Here is a 19,811-nt window from a genome sequence, read left to right on the forward strand (position 1 = left end):
ACCCAGGTCTATTTTTACAAGGATAACGCCATGAAATACGGCTATTTCGACAATGAAAATCGCGAATACGTCATTACGCGCCCAGACGCACCTGCTCCATGGACCAACTATCTCGGTACAGAAAAGTTTTGTTCCGTGATCTCCCATAATGCAGGAGGATACGCATTCTATAACTCTCCAGAGTACAATCGAATAACCAAATTCCGCCCCAATGCAAGCTTTGACCGCCCAGGGCACTACGTATATCTGAGAGATGATGACACTGGTGATTATTGGTCTATCTCTTGGCAACCAGTCGCCAAAAGCCTCAATGAAGCCAATTATGAAGTACGTCATGGCCTCTCCTACTCTAAATTTCGCTGCGAGTATTCCTCTATTGTGGCGACCAAAACACTGTTTGTTCCTAAGGGTGAAGACGTTGAGATTTGGGATGTAGTGATTCGCAATACTGGCGATACACCGAGAAAAATCAGCGCCTTCTCTTTTGTTGAGTTCTCTTTTAGCCATATCGCTTCGGATAACCAAAATCATCAAATGTCACTCTATTCAGCAGGCACCAGCTACCAACAAGGCGTGATTGAATATGACCTTTTCTACAACACCGATGAATTTGAAGGTTTTTACTATCTGGCATCGACGTTTGAACCAGACTCTTATGACGGTCAACGCGATCAGTTTTTAGGTCTTTATCGTGATGAATCGAACCCGATTGCGGTTGAACAAGGTCAATGCTCAAACTCAGCGCAAACTTGCTATAACCACTGTGGTTCTTTACATAAACAATTTGAATTACAGCCGGGTGAGGAAGTCCGCTTTGCCTACTTATTAGGCATCGGCAAAGGCAACGGTCAACGCCTTCGCCAGCATTACCAGAAACCACACAACGTTGACAGCGCATTTGCCCAGATTCAGCAGCATTGGCAACAACGCTGTGACCAATTTCAAGTCCGCTCACCCAACCCAGGGTTAGATACCATGATCAACACTTGGACCTTGTATCAAGCAGAGACTTGCGTGGTTTGGTCACGTTTTGCTTCCTTTATCGAGGTCGGTGGACGCACTGGGCTTGGTTACCGTGATACGGCGCAAGACGCCATCTCCGTGCCCCATACCAACCCAGATAAGACCCGTAAGCGCCTTATTGATCTTCTACGAGGTCAAGTACAAGCAGGCTACGGTTTGCATCTGTTTGATCCTGACTGGTTCGATCCCGACAAAGCAGATGTCGCGCCATCCAAATCACCCACGGTCGTTCCTACGCCCTCGAATGAAGATAAAATCCACGGCATCAAAGATACCTGCTCTGACGATCACCTTTGGCTGATTCCAACCATATGCCGCTACGTAATGGAGACCGGAGATCATGACTTTATTGACCAAGTTATTCCTTACGCTGATGGTGGTGAAGACACGGTTTACCAGCACATGAAAGCCGCACTGGATTTTTCCGCCTTGCATGTTGGTCAAAGTGGGATTTGTAAAGGGCTGCGCGCGGATTGGAATGATTGTTTAAACCTAGGCGGTGGTGAGTCTGCAATGGTGTCATTCTTACATTTCTGGGCATTACAAGAATTTATCGCCCTCGCTCAATATCGAGGTAAAACTCAAGACGCCGAGCATTACACACGTATGGCTGCAGACGTAAAAGAAGCCTGTGAGAGTGAGTTATGGGATGAAGAAGGCGGCTGGTATATTCGCGGCCTGACTCAGCAAGGCGATAAAATTGGAACGGCGCAACAAACGGAAGGTCGGATTCATCTTGAGTCAAATACGCTTGCCGTACTTTCCGGCCTCGCAGAGCCTGCTCGCGGCCAGCAAGCGATGGATGCCGTTGACCAGCATTTATTCAGTGATTACGGGTTACACCTGAATGCCCCGTCATTCGCCACCCCCAATGATGATATCGGTTTTGTCACACGAGTTTACCAAGGCGTGAAAGAAAATGGCGCTATTTTCTCACACCCGAACCCCTGGGCTTGGGTGGCGGAAGCAAAGCTAGGACGCGGTGATCGTGCGATGAAATTTTATGACGCGCTTAATCCTTACAATCAAAATGACATGATCGAAAAACGTATCGCAGAACCTTACTCGTACGTGCAATTTGTTATGGGCCGAGATCACCAAGATCATGGCCGAGCCAATCATCCGTGGCTCACCGGCACCTCAGGATGGGCCTATTTTGCCGTCACCAACTTTATTCTTGGCATCCGTACCGGGTTTGATGCATTAACAATAGACCCTTGTATTCCCACCGACTGGCCAGGGTTTGAAGTCACTCGCCAATGGCGCGGGGCTCGCTACGTCATTACCGTCAAGAATCCATCTGGCGTTAGCAAAGGAGTAAAAAGAATACAGCTCAATGGCAGCGCTATCGAGGGAGATATTCTCGCTCAACCTCAAGGCACAGTGAACCATGTCGTGGTTACGCTCGGTTAAGCAATGATAAGGCCTCATAGCGTGAGGCCAAATACAAGGAATGAGTCATGATTCAATTTGGAACAGGAGGCTGGCGAGCCTTGATTGGCGAAGAGTTTACACGCGATAATGTTCGCCTTATCGCGCAAGCACTGGCCAATATTCTCAATCAAGAAGGCAAACAACAAAGCGGATTCGTTATTGGTTATGACCGCCGGTTTTTGTCAGACAAAGCCGCGCGTTGGCTGGCAGAAGTTTTAGCTGCCAATGGGATTAACGTCAGCTTCATCGATAAATTTGTCCCTACCCCTGTCGTGATGTTTAAAGCGAAACAGATGGACTGCGCCTACTCTGCATGCATTACCGCTTCGCACAACCCAGCTGACTACAATGGCATTAAAGTCTTTATCCAAGGGGGGCGCGATGCTGACGAAGAGATTACTCAGAGGATAGAAAGCCAAATCGCGCAATTAACCTTTGGTGATGTTTATAGCGTCGACTTTGATCATGCCGTCAATGATGGCTTAATCAAGATCATCAACCCAATGAATGAATTTGTCGATTCAATCATTAACTTTATCGATATTGAGGCCATTAAAGCAGCGAATTTGCGAGTATTGATCGATCCGATGTTCGGCGTGGCGAAAAATGCACTGCAAACCGTGTTAATTAACGGCCGCTGCGATGTTGATGTCATCCACGATGGAAAAAATCCTGATTTTGGCGGTTTAATGCCTTCACCAAACGCCACAACGCTTTATCGGCTCAAACATCTGGTCGCCGCTGAAGGCTATGACATTGGCATTGGCACTGATGGTGACGCTGATCGCTTGGGTATCATCGATGAACAAGGGCACTTTATTCATCCGAATGAAGTCTTATTGCTACTTTATTACTACCTACTTGAATATAAAGGCTGGCGCGGCTCTGTAGTCAGAAATATCGCAACCACCCATTTATTGGACAAGATCGCCGCTGAGTACGGAGAAAAGAGCTTTGAGGTTCCTGTAGGCTTTAAGCATATCAGCGCTCAAATGGAAGCAGCCGATGCGCTGCTTGGCGGCGAAAGTTCAGGAGGCTTGACAATTCGCGGGCATATCAAAGGGAAAGATGGGGTGTTTGCCTCAAGCTTACTGATTGAAATGATCTCGGTCACAGGCAAGACCCTGTCTCAATTACTCGGCGAAATTTACGATAGATACGGTTATGCTTATACGGCAGAAGGCGACTGCAGTTTTAAACCAGAACAGAAGCAGAGATTGCATGACAAACTCTATGTCCAACGTCAGCTACCAGATTTTGTCGTGGCGATAGAGCGCGTAAGTTACGACGATGGCGCTAAAGTTTATTTTAGCAATGGAGGGTGGGTCATTGCTCGATTTTCAGGGACAGAACCACTGCTGCGGATATTTTCGGAAATGGCAGATAAACCCTCAGCACAGAATATGGTCAAGATAATGAAACATTTTCTAGCTCTGTAGGAGTGAGTATCTTTAAGGCCAATCATTGCACAGAAGTAGGGGATATGAAGTCCCCTATTTTTGATTCTGCGACTAGCACTCGGCGGTTAAAACGCCAATACGCCTTGCGGCTGAAGTCTCACCGCCACGGCTTGCCCTACCGTCAATGGCTCGTTGGAGCTTGCCAATAATTGGCTGCCGCTCGCATTGATCACATAGCGACAATGATCGCCCATAAACTGCTGCTCTAAAACATGAATATCGCTGTTATTCACCGCTTCTAGCACCAGATGCTGTGGACGAAGCAACAGCTCGCAAGCTTGGTTTAAATCGATATTGTGTTGCGCTTTTGCAGGGATACAACCAAGCTGTGTTTGATACTCCGACTCAGAAATTCGCCGAGCCGCTAGGTAACTTCCTCCACCAAGAAAATCGGCGACGAACTTACTCGAAGGGTGGTAATAAAGCTCACTCGCGGTTCCGTATTGTTCAATAACGCCGTGGTTCATCACCGCCATCTTATCAGCAAAAGCGAACGCCTCTTCACGGCTATGAGTGACAAAAATCGCGGTCACGCCTTGCTGTTTGAATAATCGACGTATTTCAGCAATAAGCTCATGACGAACCTGAGTATCAATATTAGAAAAAGGTTCATCTAGCAACAGTAAATCCGGCTTATAAGCCAGTGACCGAGCAATGGCCACACGTTGTTGCTGTCCGCCAGACAATTGATGTGGATAGCGCTGGGCGAAGTCTTGCAAGTGCACCAGATGCAACATTTCATTGACCTTGTCAGCGCGCTCATTAGGCTTAACGTCCGTCAATCCAAAGCCGACATTCTCCGCCACAGTGAGATGAGGAAACAGAGCGTAATCTTGAAAAATCATACCAATATTGCGCTGCTCTGGAGGTAGCCAATCGCGTCCATCGTCCAATGTTTGATGGCGCAAACTAATACTGCCAGAGCTGAGTGGTAACAACCCCGCAATGGCTTTGAGTAACGTTGTTTTCCCGCAGCCACTGGCTCCCAGCAAACAAACGATCTCACCCTGCTCTACCTTCAGAGACAGCGATTCAAGAATCACTTGTTGATCATACTTACACGTCAGGTGATTAATCGATAATGCGCTATTCATCAGTGTGTTTGCTCCAAGGAACGGTTAACTAATACGAGAGGCACCAGTCCCACCAGCACCAACAAAACGGCAGGAAGTGCGGCTAGCTCTAACTGCTCATCTGAGGCAAAGTTGTAGACATAAGTCGCCAGAGTTTCAAAATTGAAAGGACGCAGCAATAAAGAGGCATTGAGCTCTTTCATTGACTCGATAAAGACCAGTAACCCGGCAATCAGAGCCCCACGTTTAATCAGAGGCAGATGTACTCGCCGCAGCATTTGATTTGGCGTACAACCCATGGTTCTTGAAGCCATATCCAGAGAAGGAGAGAGCTTACTTAAGCTGCTTTCAACACTGCCAATCGCAACGGCTGAGAAACGTACAACCATAGCAAAAATCAACGCTAACATGGTGCCAGAGAAAATCAGACCAGGCCGTCCCCAATCCATCCACTTCGCGACATCATTGATTGCATGATCCAGTGACAAAACCGGCACCATTATTCCTATCGCTAATACCGTTCCAGGCACCGCATACCCAAGTGAAGATAAGCGCAAAAAACTCAAGCTACGCTTGTTGCTTTCTAAGCGATGATAGAAATTGACCGTCAACGCCACCATCACGCTGACGACAGCGGCTGCCAATGATACATACAAACTATTAAGTGCAAACTGGCGAAATTCTTCAGTCCAACTTTGTGCGAAATAATGCCATGCAAAGACCATCAATTGTCCTAAAGGAAAAATGAAAGCCACAGCAATCAAACCCCAACACCAAATCAGAGCACACCACTTCTTCCATCCCTTCAGCGTGTAGCGAAAATCTTCACGACTGGTAAATTCACTTTGAAATAGCTTCTGTTTACGCCGGCTATAACGCTCACTACTGAGCAGTATAACGATGAGAACCAACATCATCGCCGAGATTTTCGCCGCAGCACTTAGGCTGGAATATCCAAGCCAAGTGTCATAAACCGCCGTGGTTAAGGTATTCACCGCAAAATAACTGACCGTGCCAAAGTCACCAATCGTCTCCATAGCGACAAGTGACAGACTGACTGCGATTGCTGGGCGTACAAGAGGGAGAGAGACACGTCGAAAGCTCTGCCAAGGGGAACATTTTAATAACCGCGCCGATTGGAGCAAAGAGACATTCTGCTCCATAAATGCAGCGCGGCACAGCAAATACACATAGGGATAGAGCACCAACGCCAGCACAATCGCGGCGCCGGTTAACGTTCGAATATCAGGAAACCAATACTCCTTAGCCTGCCAACCCGTGATATCGCGCAGCATGACTTGGATAGGGCCTGCAAAATCAAACCAATCAGTAAAGATATAACCGACAATATAGCCAGGCATCGCGAGCGGTAATACCAAAGCCCATTGTAAAAATCGTTCGCCAGGTAAACGACACATCGCCATAAACCAAGCACTTGGAATACCAAATAGGAGCGCTAAAACCATCACCCCTAGCGTCAGTAAAATGGTGTTATAGGCGTAGGTAGGCATGACCGTTGACATCAGATGGGCAAATAGCTCATCAGTGTCTCCGACCGAGGTATAGAAAATCGCGACAATAGGCAATACCAGTAGCAGCGTGAGAACGCCACTACTGGCCTGCCATAAATAATGTTTATCTTTCATTAAGGCCTAATGGGCGAAAATTACAGCGCTTACAACAACCCGCGCTGTGTTAAGTCTTTCATTGCCAACAATAATAACAATTAAAGATCAAATTTCACTTCATCAAGTAACTTTATTGCCGCTTCGTGATGTGCCGCAATCTCATCTAAAGGCAAGGTATCCGCTTTAAACTCACCCCATGAGCCCACTAATTCAGACGGTTCAACGCCTGGTTTCACCGGGTATTCAAAGTTGATCTCAGCATACATTGTCTGTGCGGTGTCGTTTGATAAAAACTCCATCAGTTTCAATGCATTTTCACGGTTAGGTGCGTATTTCGCCATCGCCATCCCAGAGATATTCACATGCGTACCTGTGCTATCTTGGTTAGGGAAGTTGATATACACCGAGTCTGCCCACGCTTTTTGTTCAGGGTCTGTCACCATTTTGCCTAAGTAGTAGCTATTACCCAGAGAAACGTCACACAAACCTTCCTTGATTGCTTTAACTTGAGCACGGTCATTACCTTGTGGCTTACGTGCTAAGTTAGCTTTGACGCCTTCCAGCCACTGTTTGGTTTCTGCCTCACCATAATGAGCGATCATCGATGATACCAATGAAATGTTGTAAGGGTGCTTTCCACTACGCGTACAGATTTTTCCTTTGAATTCAGGCTTGGCAAGATCAAGATACTCAAAGTCTTGGCCAAGCTTTCCAATACGCTCTTTTGACGAATACACAGAACGAGTGCGCGTTGTTAAACCAAACCACTCGTTATTACTGTCTTGATATTGACTTGGAATATTGGCTTCAAGAACTTCGCTATTTACAGGCTGAACCACTTTCTTATCGGTGAGTTCCGAGAGGCGAGCAATATCCACGGTGAGCAAAACGTCCGCCGGGCTGTACTCACCTTCCTGAACTAACTTTTCTGCGATACCCGTTTTAGCAAATTTCACATTGACACGAATCCCGGTTTCACGCGTGAACTCTTCAAGCATAGGTTCCACGAGAAACGGTTGACGATAAGAGTAAACATTGACTTCTTCAGCAGCCATCGCTGATGGAGTCAGCGCACTTAGTGCCAATAGAGAAAGTGGAAAATATTTAGTCATTCAGGCAGTCCTTTACAATTATTAGTAGTAATAATGATTATCAATTGAATAATTATAAGCAGACTAAAACGGTATACAACGCTGTAAAAACAAAAAACCTGCCCGAGGGCAGGTTTTTTTCGTTTCGTTTTGTAACCGAAAGTTTATTTCACAGTAACGAATTCAGGGTAAGCACCAACACCACAGTCATGCATGTCCATACCTTCCATTTCTTCGTCTTCAGAAACTCGGATACCGATCGTTGCTTTCAAGATAGCCCATACAATCAAGCTCGCTACGAATACCCAAGCAAAGATAACAACGGCACCAAGTAGCTGAGAACCAAATGAAGCATCACCATTGCTTAGAGGCACAACCATTAGACCAAAGAAGCCACACACACCGTGTACAGAGATAGCACCCACTGGATCGTCGATTTTTAGTTTATCAAGACCAATAATGCTAAACACAACGATTGCACCAGCAACAGCACCGATAGCCACAGAGTAAAGCGGGCTTGGTGATAGTGGGTCAGCAGTAATCGCAACAAGACCAGCAAGTGCACCGTTAAGGATCATAGTTAGGTCAGCTTTGCCCCAAGTTGTTTTACAAACAAGAAGTGCGGCAATAGAACCTGCGGCTGCAGCTGCGTTAGTGTTTAGGAAAATTTGACCAACGGCTGTTGCGTTCTCAAAGTCAGAAACCATAAGCTGAGAACCACCGTTAAAGCCAAACCAGCCAAACCATAGAATAAAGGTACCTAGCGTTGCTAGTGGCATGTTTGAACCAGGGATTGGGAAGATTTCGCCGTTTTTACCGTATTTACCTTTACGAGCACCCAGCAACAGTACACCTGCAAGCGCAGCAGAGGCACCCGCCATATGAACGATACCAGAACCAGCAAAGTCGCTGAAGCCAGCAGCAGATAGGAAACCGCCGCCCCAAGTCCAGTAGCCTTCCATAGGGTAGATAAACGCTGTTAGTACAACAGAGAAAATCAAGAACGCCCATAGTTTCATACGTTCAGCAACTGCGCCAGAAACCACTGACATTGCTGTTGCAACGAACACAACTTGGAAGAAGAAATCAGATTCTAGAGAGTGGTCTGCACCTTCACCTTGAGAGCCAATCAGTGCTCCGAATGAAGGAAGCCAACCGCCTTCTGCGTTATCTACATACATGATGTGGTAACCCACTAGCAGGTACATAGTACAAGCGATAGCATAAAGAACGAAGTTCTTAGTTAAAATTTCAGTTGTGTTCTTTGAGCGAACAAGGCCCGCTTCAAGCATGGCAAACCCTGCTGCCATCCACATTACCAACGCACCGGAAATGAGGAAGTAGAAGGTATCAAGTGCATAACGTAACTCGGTTACTGTTGTTGCGATTTCCATAGTATTACTCCAATCCTTATTATTCTTTTACAGCGCTTCTGTATCCATTTCACCAGTACGGATACGAACGGCATGGCTCAGATCGTAAACGAAGATCTTACCGTCACCGATTTTTCCGGTGTGCGCTGCTTTAGTGATGGCTTCAATCACGCGATCAACGTTCTCAGCTTGAGTTGCGATCTCCAATTTTACTTTTGGTAGAAAATCTACCTGGTATTCGGCACCGCGATAAAGCTCGGTGTGACCCTTTTGACGTCCGAAGCCTTTGACTTCTGAAACAGTCATACCCTCGATACCCACATCAGCAAGTGCTTCGCGAACATCGTCTAATTTGAACGGTTTGATTATGGCGTTAATGAGTTTCATTGCATCCTCTCTGAAGCAGTCTTCCTTTCACAGCAATAAACAAAACAAGTGTCGTGCCAACTTTTTAACCTATTGATAGTTAAAAGATTTAGTAAAATCCTTTGCATATAACAAAAAGGGTTGCACTTTTTGAGTGCAACCCTTTCCCTAAAACAATGCGCTTTTTTATTCGCTCACCAATTCAGTGCAGTTGGTTTTCAGCGCATGATGAATTTTTTCCAATCTTGCATCACTAAATCGAAATCTTCTAAACCACAATAGCTCACACTTTCGCTGTCATAGATCTCAAAAGACTCACCAGAAAGTTCATCTCCCTCTCCTTCAAGCGCATTTTGCTTTATTTCAACTTCATTATTCGAAATAAACATACTGATCTCACGACCAACTAATTGAAAAGTTTGGCTGTTATTTTTTTTAGAACTTACAATTAAATCAAAGATTTCTTCTACTCTTTCTAAACGATTTCCGACTTCCTCTTGCAGCCAGCGCCCCAGCACTTCATGGCCCATTGAGAACGAACAGGTATAACTGCCATCCAGAGTATTTTTTTTAAATTCGTAATCCATCGTGTTTCCGTTTGGCTAATCACTATAGCTTATTGTACTTTGCCTGATATTATCCTTGATTCCACTCGTAGACTCCAAATAGAAATCATGCAGTTAAATGAAGTGATCGCCAAACAAATCGTTGAACGGGCCATGAAAATTATTCACTACTCGATTAATGTCATGGACGAACAAGGACGAATCATTGGCTCTGGCGACCCAAACCGACTCTACCAGCAACATGACGGTGCTATTTTGGCGATCACTGACAACCGTGTCGTTGATATTAACGTAGCCACCGCCGAAAACCTCCAAGGCGTAAAGCCGGGCATCAATTTACCGATTCACTATCAAGATCAAGTCATTGGTGTGGTTGGAATTTCAGGACAACCCGATGACGTTAGGCGCTATGGCGAATTAGTAAAAATGACCGCTGAGTTGATCATAGAACAAGCGGATATGATGTCCAAGATCGAGTGGAATAAACGCCATCGTGAAGAACTACTACTTCAGTTGATAAAAGGAGTTACGCTTAAAGAAGAGCAGATCAACTCCATTGCTGAACGGCTAAATTTGGATCTCAGCCAACCAAGAATTGCATCAGTGATCAAAGTCATCCCCAAAAAGGGGCATGTGATCACCCTTGAACACTTGCAAAGAGTGGTTCACCTTCTCGAATCACCAGAAAAAGACAGCATAGTTGGTATTCTTTCCGTCTCATCGAACCAAATTGTGGCATTAAGACCAATAAGCATCACTTCACAAGGTTGGTCCCAAGATATTGAGACGAAACGACTGCATACTCTTCTCAAACGCATTCAGCAGGAAAACGAATTTTCGGTCAAAATTGCGATTGGCGATTACTTCCCCGCTCTCTCAGGATTGGCGCAATCCTTTGAAACAGCACGATTAACCATGCAATTAAAGCAGAACAGTACAAAGTCACTGCTGTTCTATAGCGACCACCAATTACCCGTGTTACTCAGCGGTATAGAGTATCAAGATTGGCAGCAACAATTACTCAGAGAGCCGATTGATAAACTTGAAAGGCATGACAAAAAAGGGACGTTGCTGAAAACCCTGCACATTTATTTTTCCCAAAACTGCGACCTGCATCAAACTAGTGCAAGCCTACATATTCATCGCAATACTCTACGTTATCGACTGGAACAAGTAGAAAAGATAACATCTTTAAATTTCAATAAGTTAAATGAGAAAACTTTGCTGTATTTAGCCTGCCAGTTCCACCTATAACGTCTGAAATCTTGTAAAAAAACACAACAAACTAAGGTCTTGCATGCCGACTATTTGTTCAATAGTACAAAGAAGCGATGCATCGCTTTCCATATAGTAGCCAAGTTAAAAACCTAAAAATACTATGGAAATAGAACATGATTGAAGTCTCTACTTTAGGTGCTCTGGCTGCATTAGTTGTAGCAATCACATTGATCTTAAAAAAAGTACCACCTGCATACGGCATGATTATTGGTGCCTTAATCGGCGGTGTGGTCGGTGGGGTCTCACTGACAGAAACGGTCAGTTTGATGATTGGTGGTGCTCAAGGAATTGTCACCGCAGTCCTGCGCATATTGGCGGCGGGTGTATTGGCAGGCGTACTGATTGAGTCTGGTGCCGCTACATCAATTGCAGAAACCATTGTAAAAAAAGTTGGCGAAACACGAGCGTTATTAGCTCTAGCCCTCGCCACGATGATTTTGACTGCTGTTGGCGTTTTCGTTGACGTTGCGGTCATCACCGTCTCGCCTATTGCTCTCGCTATCGCTCGTCGTGCAGACCTTTCTAAAATGGCCATTTTGCTGGCGATGATCGGTGGTGGTAAAGCAGGAAACGTGATGTCACCTAACCCGAATGCCATTGCAGCAGCCGATGCCTTTAATGTACCTCTGACCTCCGTCATGGCCGCAGGTATTATTCCAGGATTATGCGGTATGTTCTTCGCGTATTTCATTGCCAAAAAGCTGGTTAATCGCGGCTCAAAAGTGCAAGAGAAAGAAGTGATCGCAGTTGATCATGCCAAGCTGCCTGGCTTTGGCGCTGCAATTGTTGCTCCATTAGTGGCGATTGCCTTGCTTGCGCTTCGTCCTATCGCAGACATCAATGTGGATCCACTGATTGCTTTACCACTTGGAGGCCTGCTGGGAGCATTGGTCATGGGACGCTTCCGTGACACTAATCATTTTGCCGTATCAGGACTGAGCCGCATGGCGCCAGTGGCCGTGATGCTGTTAGGTACGGGTACTCTAGCCGGTATTATTGCTCATTCCGGTCTTAAAGACGGTCTGATTGATCTATTGACCGCTTCCGGGCTGCCTTCATATTTACTTGCCCCTATTTCAGGTGCCATGATGTCATTGGCCACCGCATCAACAACGGCAGGTACTGCCGTCGCTTCCAATGTGTTTAGCCATACTATTCTTGAGTTAGGTGTACCAGCATTGGCCGGTGCAGCAATGATCCACTCGGGGGCAACGGTATTGGATCACATGCCTCATGGTAGCTTCTTCCATGCCACTGGTGGTGCCGTGCACATGGATATTCGTGAACGTCTAAAATTAATCCCTTATGAATCTGCGGTCGGTCTTATGATTGCGTTCATCTCTGTGATGGTCTTTGGCGTCTTCGGCTGGTTTATTTAATTTCAGTTAGGAACATAAAATGAAAATTGTCATTGCTCCAGATTCTTTCAAAGAGAGCTTGACGGCGATGGAGGTCGCTCAAGCGATTGAGCAAGGTTTTCGCCAAGTCTTGCCAGACGCTGAGTACGTAAAGCTTCCCATGGCAGATGGTGGTGAAGGCACCGTACAGTCTTTGGTTGATGCCACTCAAGGTTCTATCGTTGAACTCGATGTTACCGCGCCGCTAGGCAATCGTGTTAAAGGTTTTTTTGGCCTGATGGGGGACAAAAAAACCGCAGTAATTGAAATGGCAGCGGCCTCTGGTTTGCACTTAGTCTCATTCGAGCAGCGAAACCCGTTACTGACCAGCAGCGTGGGTACTGGCGAGCTGATCAGAGCGGTACTCGATCAGGGCGTGAAACATATCATCATCGGTATTGGTGGCAGTGCGACTAATGACGGTGGTCTCGGTATGGCGCAAGCCTTAGGTGTCAAAATGCTGGATGCCGAAGGAAATGCTCTCGGCGCTGGTGGTGGTGAGCTCAATAAATTGGCTCGAATTGATGTGAACGAGTTAGATCCTCGCTTAAGTCAAATCACCCTTGAGGTCGCTTGTGATGTTGATAATCCACTTTGTGGTCCTAAAGGCGCCTCACATGTGTTTGGCCCTCAAAAAGGCGCGACGGAGGAGATGGTCAAAACCTTGGATGAAAACTTAGCACACTACGCCCAGATCATTGAACGCGATCTTGGCTGCTCAGTCAAAGATCTTCCAGGCGCGGGTGCTGCTGGTGGCCTAGGAGCGGCGTTTGTTGCGCTTCTTGGCGCTCAACTTCGTCCAGGTATTGATATTGTCATGGATGCGGTCAACTTTGATGATGTCCTCGCCGATACTGATTTAGTGATTACTGGTGAAGGTCGAATTGACAGCCAAACCATTCATGGTAAGACACCAATCGGTGTCGCTCGAATGGCTAAAAAGCACGACCTTTCGGTGATCGGTATTGCAGGCAGTTTGGCTCAAGATTGTGGTGTCGTACATGAGCATGGGATTGATGCGGTATTTTCGGTGGTAAATGGAGCAGTGCCATTAAAAATGGCTCTAGAACAAGCAGCCGATAACCTGAAATTGACCGCGCGTAATGTCGCAGCGATGTACAAAATGCGCTATTAAACGCTTGTTGTTTGACCACATCATCGTGACCAAATAACTTGGTTACTGACCAAAAAAAAGTATCCACCGGCATAGCCGGTGGTTTTTCATATGCGCCTATAAGGCTCTCCTACTGGCAGCGCCCTAGCAGGCGCGTAGTGATCTGACATTTGCATATGACTATTTCCTGCGGCCCGTAAACGGGCTACCTGAATACGGGAGCGATAATTGCTCTCCCATTTTATCTTGCTCTAATTGGTGCTTGATGTAATTTTGTATCTTGCTCGTATTCTTACCTACCGTATCTACTAATAACCTCGGCACCAAAACTCTCGATTTCTATATTTAAACTTCAAATCGCCGAATCGTTCATAAAGCATTAGGCTACTTTTGCCTTTCAAGTACCCCATAAACCCTGAAACACTCATTTTGGGCGGTATTTCTAAAAGCATGTGGATATGATCCGCGCAACATTCCGCTTCAAGAATGTTCACATTTTTCCATTCACATAGTTTCCTCAATATTTCACCTATCGCTCTACGTTTTTCTCCGTAGAAAACTTGCCTTCTATATTTCGGTGCAAAGACTATGTGGTATTTACAGTTCCAGCGCGTGTGCGCTAAGCTCTTTTCGTCCCCCATTGGGACCCCCTTTCAATTCTTAATTAACTCTTGCAGTTGCCAGACCACAAGACGTTTTTATCAAATTGAAAGGGGTTATATAACTGACTTATAGCTATAAGCTTTACGGAACCCCCAGCCTAGCTGGGGGTTTTCTCTATACAATAAAAAAGCCGCTGAGTTCAGCGGCTTTTTTTCTGTTGCTTACCCTATGGATATTCTAGGGCAAGCTGCGCTAGAGCTGCTTACGCTGGCTCTTGGAAAATAACATCCTGCGCTTTCTCAACATAGTTATCCATCAAGTGGAAGTTGAGGTAACGATAAGTATCGGCTGCTGTTGCATCGATTTGCTCAGCATACTGCAGGTACTCATCTTTGGTCGGAATACGGCCAATAATAGCCCCCACTGCAGAAAGTTCTGCTGAGGCCAAAAATACGTTCGCACCATTACCAAGACGGTTCGGGAAGTTACGTGTCGACGTCGACATTACGGTTGATTTCTCAGCAACACGTGCTTGGTTACCCATACACAATGAACATCCCGGCGTTTCTATACGCACCCCGGCACGGCCAAAGATGCCATAGTAACCTTCTTCAATCAGTTGGTCTTTATCCATTTTGGTTGGTGGAGCCACCCAAAGACGTGTTTCCAATTGACCATTGTACTTATCAAGCAGTTTACCCGCAGCGCGGAAGTGACCGATGTTAGTCATACAAGAACCGATAAACACTTCATCAATTTCCGTACCTTGAACATCTGACAACAGGCGAGCATCATCCGGGTCGTTTGGTGCACACAGAATTGGCTGATCGATTTCTGCGAGATCGATTTCGACAACATGCGCATATTCGGCATCTTTATCCGCTTCCATCAATTCAGGTTTCGCTAACCACTCTTCCATTGCTTTCACGCGACGCTCAATCGTACGGCGATCGCCATAACCTTCTGAGATCATCCATTTCAGCATAGTGATGTTAGAGTTGAGGTACTCAGAAATCGATTCTTGAGATAATTTCACGGTACAACCAGCGGCTGAACGCTCAGCCGATGCATCTGATAATTCAAACGCCTGCTCAACCGTTAAATGCTCAAGACCTTCAATCTCCAACACGCGACCAGAGAACTCATTAATTTTACCTGCTTTCTCTACCGTTAATAGACCTTGTTTAATACCGTAATAAGGGATCGCATGAACCAAATCACGTAACGTGATACCTGGCTTCATTTTTCCCTTAAAACGCACTAACACTGACTCAGGCATATCAAGAGGCATCACACCGGTTGCCGCAGCGAACGCCACAAGACCAGACCCCGCAGGGAAAGAAATACCAAGAGGGAAACGGGTATGTGAATCACCGCCTGTACCCACGGTATCAGGTAGCAACATACGGTTTAACCATGAGTGGATAATACCGTCACCAGGACGTAGAGAGACACCACCGCGATTCATAATGAAATCGGGTAAAGTATGGTGCGTATTGACGTCGACAGGTTTTGGATACGCCGAGGTGTGACAGAATGACTGCATGACTAAATCTGCAGAGAATCCTAGACACGCTAAATCTTTGAGCTCGTCACGGGTCATTGGACCGGTGGTATCTTGCGAGCCAACGGTGGTCATTTTCGGTTCACAGTAAGTACCAGGACGAATGCCTTCGACACCACACGCTTTACCGACCATTTTCTGTGCAAGAGTGAATCCCTTGCCTGAATCAGCAACTGGCACAGGTTTCGCGAATACATCACTTGGCTCAAGACCAAGAGACTCACGTGCTTTATCTGTTAAGCCACGACCAATGATCAGTGGAATACGTCCGCCAGCACGTACTTCGTCAAGCAAAACACCGGTTTTCAATTTGAAAGTCGACAGGACTTCATCCGTGCCGTGAGCGCAAACTTTGCCTTCATAAGGGTAAACATCAATCACATCCCCCATGTCCAGCTTCGATACATCCAACTCAATAGGTAATGCACCAGCGTCTTCCATCGTATTGTAGAAAATCGGGGCAATCTTACCGCCAAGCACAAAACCGCCTGCGCGCTTGTTCGGCACAAACGGAATGTCATCACCCATAAACCAAAGCACAGAGTTGGTCGCAGATTTACGAGAAGAGCCTGTACCAACCACGTCACCAACGTACACCAGTTTGTGGCCTTTCTCTTTTAGCGCTTCGATCTGTTTGATCGGGCCAATTGTTCCTGGCTGATCCGGCTCAATTCCTTCACGTTCGTTTTTGAGCATCGCCAAAGCGTGGACAGGAATATCAGGTCGAGACCAAGCATCTGGAGCTGGAGACAAGTCATCCGTGTTGGTTTCACCCGTGACTTTAAAGACCGTTAACGTGACTTTTTCTTCCAGCTTAGGCTTTTTCAGGAACCATTCGGCTTCAGCCCACGACTTAAGAATCGTCTTCGCAAACTCATTGCCATTTTTAGCTTTTTCTTCAACATCATAGAAAGCGTCAAACATGAGCAAAGTATGAGACAAGGCTTCAACAGCAATCGGAGCAAGCTGTTCATCATCAAGTAAGGTAACCAAAGGCTCAATGTTGTAGCCGCCTTGCATAGTGCCAAGTAGCTTGGCCGCATGTTCACGACTGACGAGAGGGGATTGGACTTCACCTTTGGCAACAGCAGTCAGAAAGCCGGCTTTTACATAAGCCGCTTCATCAACACCAGGTGGAATACGGTTTTCCAACAGGTCAAGAATAAACGCTTCTTCACCTTGAGGGGGATTTTTCAGAAGTTCAACCAGACCAGCGACTTGCTCAGCGTCTAGTGGTTTAGGGACGACTCCTTCGGCAGCACGCTCTTCGACGTGTTTACGGTAGGCTTCAAGCACGACTTATTCCTCTCATTGCGGTTCCTCCTATATTTTTTTAAAAATGAGGAGTGAACATCCTTGGAAACTTGGCTCCCTTTCGCCTTTTAATCACTCATTTTTGACTGAGAAACAGCGCCAGAGAGGCCAAACTGTGGAACGGAGAATAGCAAATTTAACTTAAAATTAAAATCTCATCACTTTGACCAACATATCAACTTGGAACAAAACTTGATGAATATCCCCGTTTTATATTATGTCTTGGCAAAGTGCACTATTTAAAAGTAGTACCTAAGATCAAGTACACAGAATTATAGCCCTGCTCCGTTTGTCCATAAGCGAGCATAATAGGCCCGAGTGGCGAATCTACGCCAGCAAAAACTGACCCAGCAACATACAAGGGCAATTCTTTGTAATTCAATGAATCATCAGTCCATACGCCACCATACTCCATCGACGCACCAAGATAAAAGGGCGAAGTGAACAATCCGAAGTTATTATCAAACCAGCGATAACGGTACACAAGGCTTGCATACGCTTTGTTTTGTCCAATTAAGCTATTGCGCGGAATTCCGGACAGATTTAAGAATCCGCCCACTTCTTTAGGGTTGATCGGCATGGTCGAGTTTTTATTTTCCACCCACTCAAAGTCAGTATTCACCACCGCGGTGTGGCGTTCTTCCGTATATGCCCACATAAATTTCGCTTGGAATTCATGGGAAGTATCATCGCCAGACTCGAGGTCAATTTGGCTTTGATGATCTTTGATGTTGTCATGGGAAACTCGATATTTAAGATCCAGATAAACCCCGCGAGTCGGCAAACTGTAATTATCCAACGAATCAATTCGATAATTAATAAACGCCCCTAAACTTCTAAAGTCAATTTCCCCATAAGAAGGCAAGGTCGAGTAATTGCCACTGCCTTTGGTAAAATTAATACCGAGTTTGAGTTCTCGCCACAACCAAGCTTGGTAACCAATGGTCGTTTCAAACTCAAATTGGCGATAGTTGACTGGCAAATAGTTCGTGGTGGTGCTGAGGTCTGTATTCTCAAAGCCAGCCACCGGCGCACTGCGTTGCTCATCTGCATAACCGACACTAAAGGTCGTAAAAACTTCTTGATGAGAGAAAAAAGGCGAATAGAGTTCGGCTTCGAGTAACTTATCTGTGCCCATTTCAACATTGGTACGCAGTTCTGCGCCATGCTGATTGAGGTCAGTAAAATTAAACGATGCTCCCAATGAATACTGACTTTCGGTTTCAAAGTCATCTTCCAAGAAAAAGCGAAAGTTAAGGTAATTCGGGCCCCAAGATTTTTCATTAACGTCGACGGTCAACGTGGTTTGCTGCGCATCATCTTGTGAGTAGCGGTAATTGATCAATTCGAAACGATCCAGTGCATATAAGTCCTGAATTCGCTGTTCAATGTCTTCCGATTTATAGGTATTACCCGGCTCTAAATTGAGTTTGTTTTCAAGAATCAAATCGCTGTAGTGGGTTCGATTATTGATCACCAACTTATCAATTCGGGTATTCGAACCATAATGCAACTGACGTCGCACTCTTTGTTTATGCTCAATGTAGCGCTGGTAATCCCCTGGGGAGAGCGCAATTTTCTCCAGCTCATCCTTAAGAGCCATGACCGCACCATACCCTTTGACATACGCCTCAGGCATTTTTTGAAACTCCGTCGTTTCCATATCGCCAACTTCAGGGCGTATCAGGAAGTCAGTGTCGCTTAACGTATCGGCCTGCTCTTTGGTACTGCGCCTAACTAGATAGTTAGAGAGTTGCTCTCCAACCGTAAAAAAAGTTTTGAAATCGTCTTCGGTTTTATAATCAGTACTGATATCCACAGCAATGACGACCTCCGCACCAATTTCACGGGCGATGTTGACCGGCATATTATTAATCACACCGCCATCGACCAGCAGCCGGCCATTCAAATTGTAGGGCGGCAAAGCGCCAGGCACCGACATACTTGCCATCATGGCATCGGCTAAATTGCCCTTATCAAGAATCACAGGTTCCAGTTTGACGATGTCCGTTGCGACAGACCGATAGGGAATGGCTAATTCATCAAACGACTCAAAAGCGGGCAAGTTACCAGACGTTTCGCGCAAAATACGTAACATTCCTTGCCCCTGAACGAGACCTCGGTAAGCGCGAATCTCCCCCCAGCGTACGCCTAAATCTGTGGTTAGTTGATAGCGGTCTTCATATTCTTTATCACGAATTCGGCGATCACTTCGGCTCACTCGGTCACGGTAGCCGCTATTCCAATCCACCGAATAGATCAATGCTTCGATCTCATCGGCGCTCATCCCAGTGGCATACAATCCACCAAAAAATGCCCCCATACTGGTGCCAGTAATGAAGTCGATTGGGACGTGCAGATCTTCGAGCGCTTTAAGAACGCCTATATGCGCAGCACCTTTGGCACCACCACCAGCAAGCACCACGGCAATTTGAGGATGATGTGGTGGGGTTGGATGGAGCGATTGCGCCGCCACCTTAAAACTGAGCAACCCCAAAATCATCAAATAAACACTATTTCGCACTGC

General features: G+C 46.0%; 13 protein-coding genes and 1 pseudogene. 5 read left to right on the forward strand and 9 right to left on the reverse strand.

Annotated elements, in window-relative coordinates:
- Window positions 1–30 precede the first annotated feature (30 nt).
- Window positions 31–2,436 carry a GH36-type glycosyl hydrolase domain-containing protein gene (locus M1D72_RS19035; RefSeq protein WP_456296202.1) on the forward strand — a complete coding sequence of 802 codons (2,406 nt, stop codon included), beginning with the start codon at window positions 31–33 and terminating at the stop codon, window positions 2,434–2,436.
- A 47-nt stretch (window positions 2,437–2,483) separates the two neighbouring features.
- Window positions 2,484–3,896, forward strand: a complete 1,413-nt coding sequence (locus M1D72_RS19040) for a phosphoglucomutase/phosphomannomutase family protein (RefSeq protein WP_456296203.1) — start codon at window positions 2,484–2,486, stop codon at window positions 3,894–3,896.
- Window positions 3,897–3,982: 86 nt separating this feature from the next.
- Here M1D72_RS19040 and M1D72_RS19045 read toward each other — a convergent pair whose 3' ends face one another.
- The 6 genes from M1D72_RS19045 to M1D72_RS19070 form a co-directional block, all read right to left on the reverse strand.
- A complete protein-coding gene (locus tag M1D72_RS19045; RefSeq protein ID WP_456296204.1) occupies window positions 3,983–5,011 on the reverse strand; it encodes an ABC transporter ATP-binding protein in 1,029 nt (342 codons plus the stop codon).
- On the reverse strand, window positions 5,011–6,636 hold the full coding sequence (locus tag M1D72_RS19050) for an ABC transporter permease (RefSeq protein ID WP_390193614.1): 1,626 nt from the start codon (window positions 6,634–6,636) through the stop codon (window positions 5,011–5,013). The genes M1D72_RS19045 and M1D72_RS19050 overlap by 1 nt, the downstream gene beginning before the upstream one ends.
- A gap of 80 nt (window positions 6,637–6,716) precedes the next feature.
- The gene (locus tag M1D72_RS19055) at window positions 6,717–7,730 is read right to left on the reverse strand and encodes a Fe(3+) ABC transporter substrate-binding protein (RefSeq protein WP_456296205.1); all 1,014 of its coding nucleotides are present in this window, start codon (window positions 7,728–7,730) and stop codon (window positions 6,717–6,719) included.
- 143 nt (window positions 7,731–7,873) lie between these two features.
- Window positions 7,874–9,103 (reverse strand): ammonium transporter, encoded by a 1,230-nt coding sequence (locus tag M1D72_RS19060; RefSeq protein ID WP_390193619.1) that lies wholly within the window; start codon window positions 9,101–9,103, stop codon window positions 7,874–7,876.
- 27 nt (window positions 9,104–9,130) lie between these two features.
- Window positions 9,131–9,469, reverse strand: coding sequence for a P-II family nitrogen regulator (gene glnK / locus M1D72_RS19065; protein ID WP_093274608.1), 339 nt, complete (start codon window positions 9,467–9,469; stop codon window positions 9,131–9,133).
- A gap of 197 nt (window positions 9,470–9,666) precedes the next feature.
- The gene (locus tag M1D72_RS19070; protein ID WP_456296206.1) at window positions 9,667–10,035 is read right to left on the reverse strand and encodes a UPF0231 family protein; all 369 of its coding nucleotides are present in this window, start codon (window positions 10,033–10,035) and stop codon (window positions 9,667–9,669) included.
- An 87-nt stretch (window positions 10,036–10,122) separates the two neighbouring features.
- Here M1D72_RS19070 and M1D72_RS19075 point away from each other — a divergent pair, with 87 nt between their 5' ends.
- From M1D72_RS19075 to M1D72_RS19085, 3 genes are all read left to right on the forward strand, one after another.
- Window positions 10,123–11,268 carry a sugar diacid recognition domain-containing protein gene (locus tag M1D72_RS19075; RefSeq protein WP_390193623.1) on the forward strand — a complete coding sequence of 382 codons (1,146 nt, stop codon included), beginning with the start codon at window positions 10,123–10,125 and terminating at the stop codon, window positions 11,266–11,268.
- 137 nt (window positions 11,269–11,405) lie between these two features.
- On the forward strand, window positions 11,406–12,671 hold the full coding sequence (locus M1D72_RS19080) for a GntP family permease (protein ID WP_390193625.1): 1,266 nt from the start codon (window positions 11,406–11,408) through the stop codon (window positions 12,669–12,671).
- A gap of 19 nt (window positions 12,672–12,690) precedes the next feature.
- On the forward strand, window positions 12,691–13,824 hold the full coding sequence (locus M1D72_RS19085; RefSeq protein WP_456296207.1) for a glycerate kinase: 1,134 nt from the start codon (window positions 12,691–12,693) through the stop codon (window positions 13,822–13,824).
- A 159-nt stretch (window positions 13,825–13,983) separates the two neighbouring features.
- On the opposite strand, the pseudogene tnpA reads toward M1D72_RS19085, so the two are convergent.
- The 3 genes and pseudogenes from tnpA to M1D72_RS19100 form a co-directional block, all read right to left on the reverse strand.
- Window positions 13,984–14,444: pseudogene (gene tnpA / locus M1D72_RS19090) on the reverse strand (IS200/IS605 family transposase).
- Between the two features lie 224 nt (window positions 14,445–14,668).
- Window positions 14,669–17,266: a bifunctional aconitate hydratase 2/2-methylisocitrate dehydratase gene (gene acnB, locus M1D72_RS19095; RefSeq protein WP_456296208.1), complete on the reverse strand. Its 2,598-nt coding sequence runs from the start codon at window positions 17,264–17,266 to the stop codon at window positions 14,669–14,671.
- Between the two features lie 253 nt (window positions 17,267–17,519).
- Complete coding sequence (locus M1D72_RS19100; RefSeq protein WP_456297432.1) at window positions 17,520–19,787, reverse strand: patatin-like phospholipase family protein; 2,268 nt, start codon at window positions 19,785–19,787, stop codon at window positions 17,520–17,522.
- Between the last annotated feature and the right edge of the window lie 24 nt (window positions 19,788–19,811).

It is taken from the genome of Vibrio sp. AK197 (assembly GCF_053903115.1).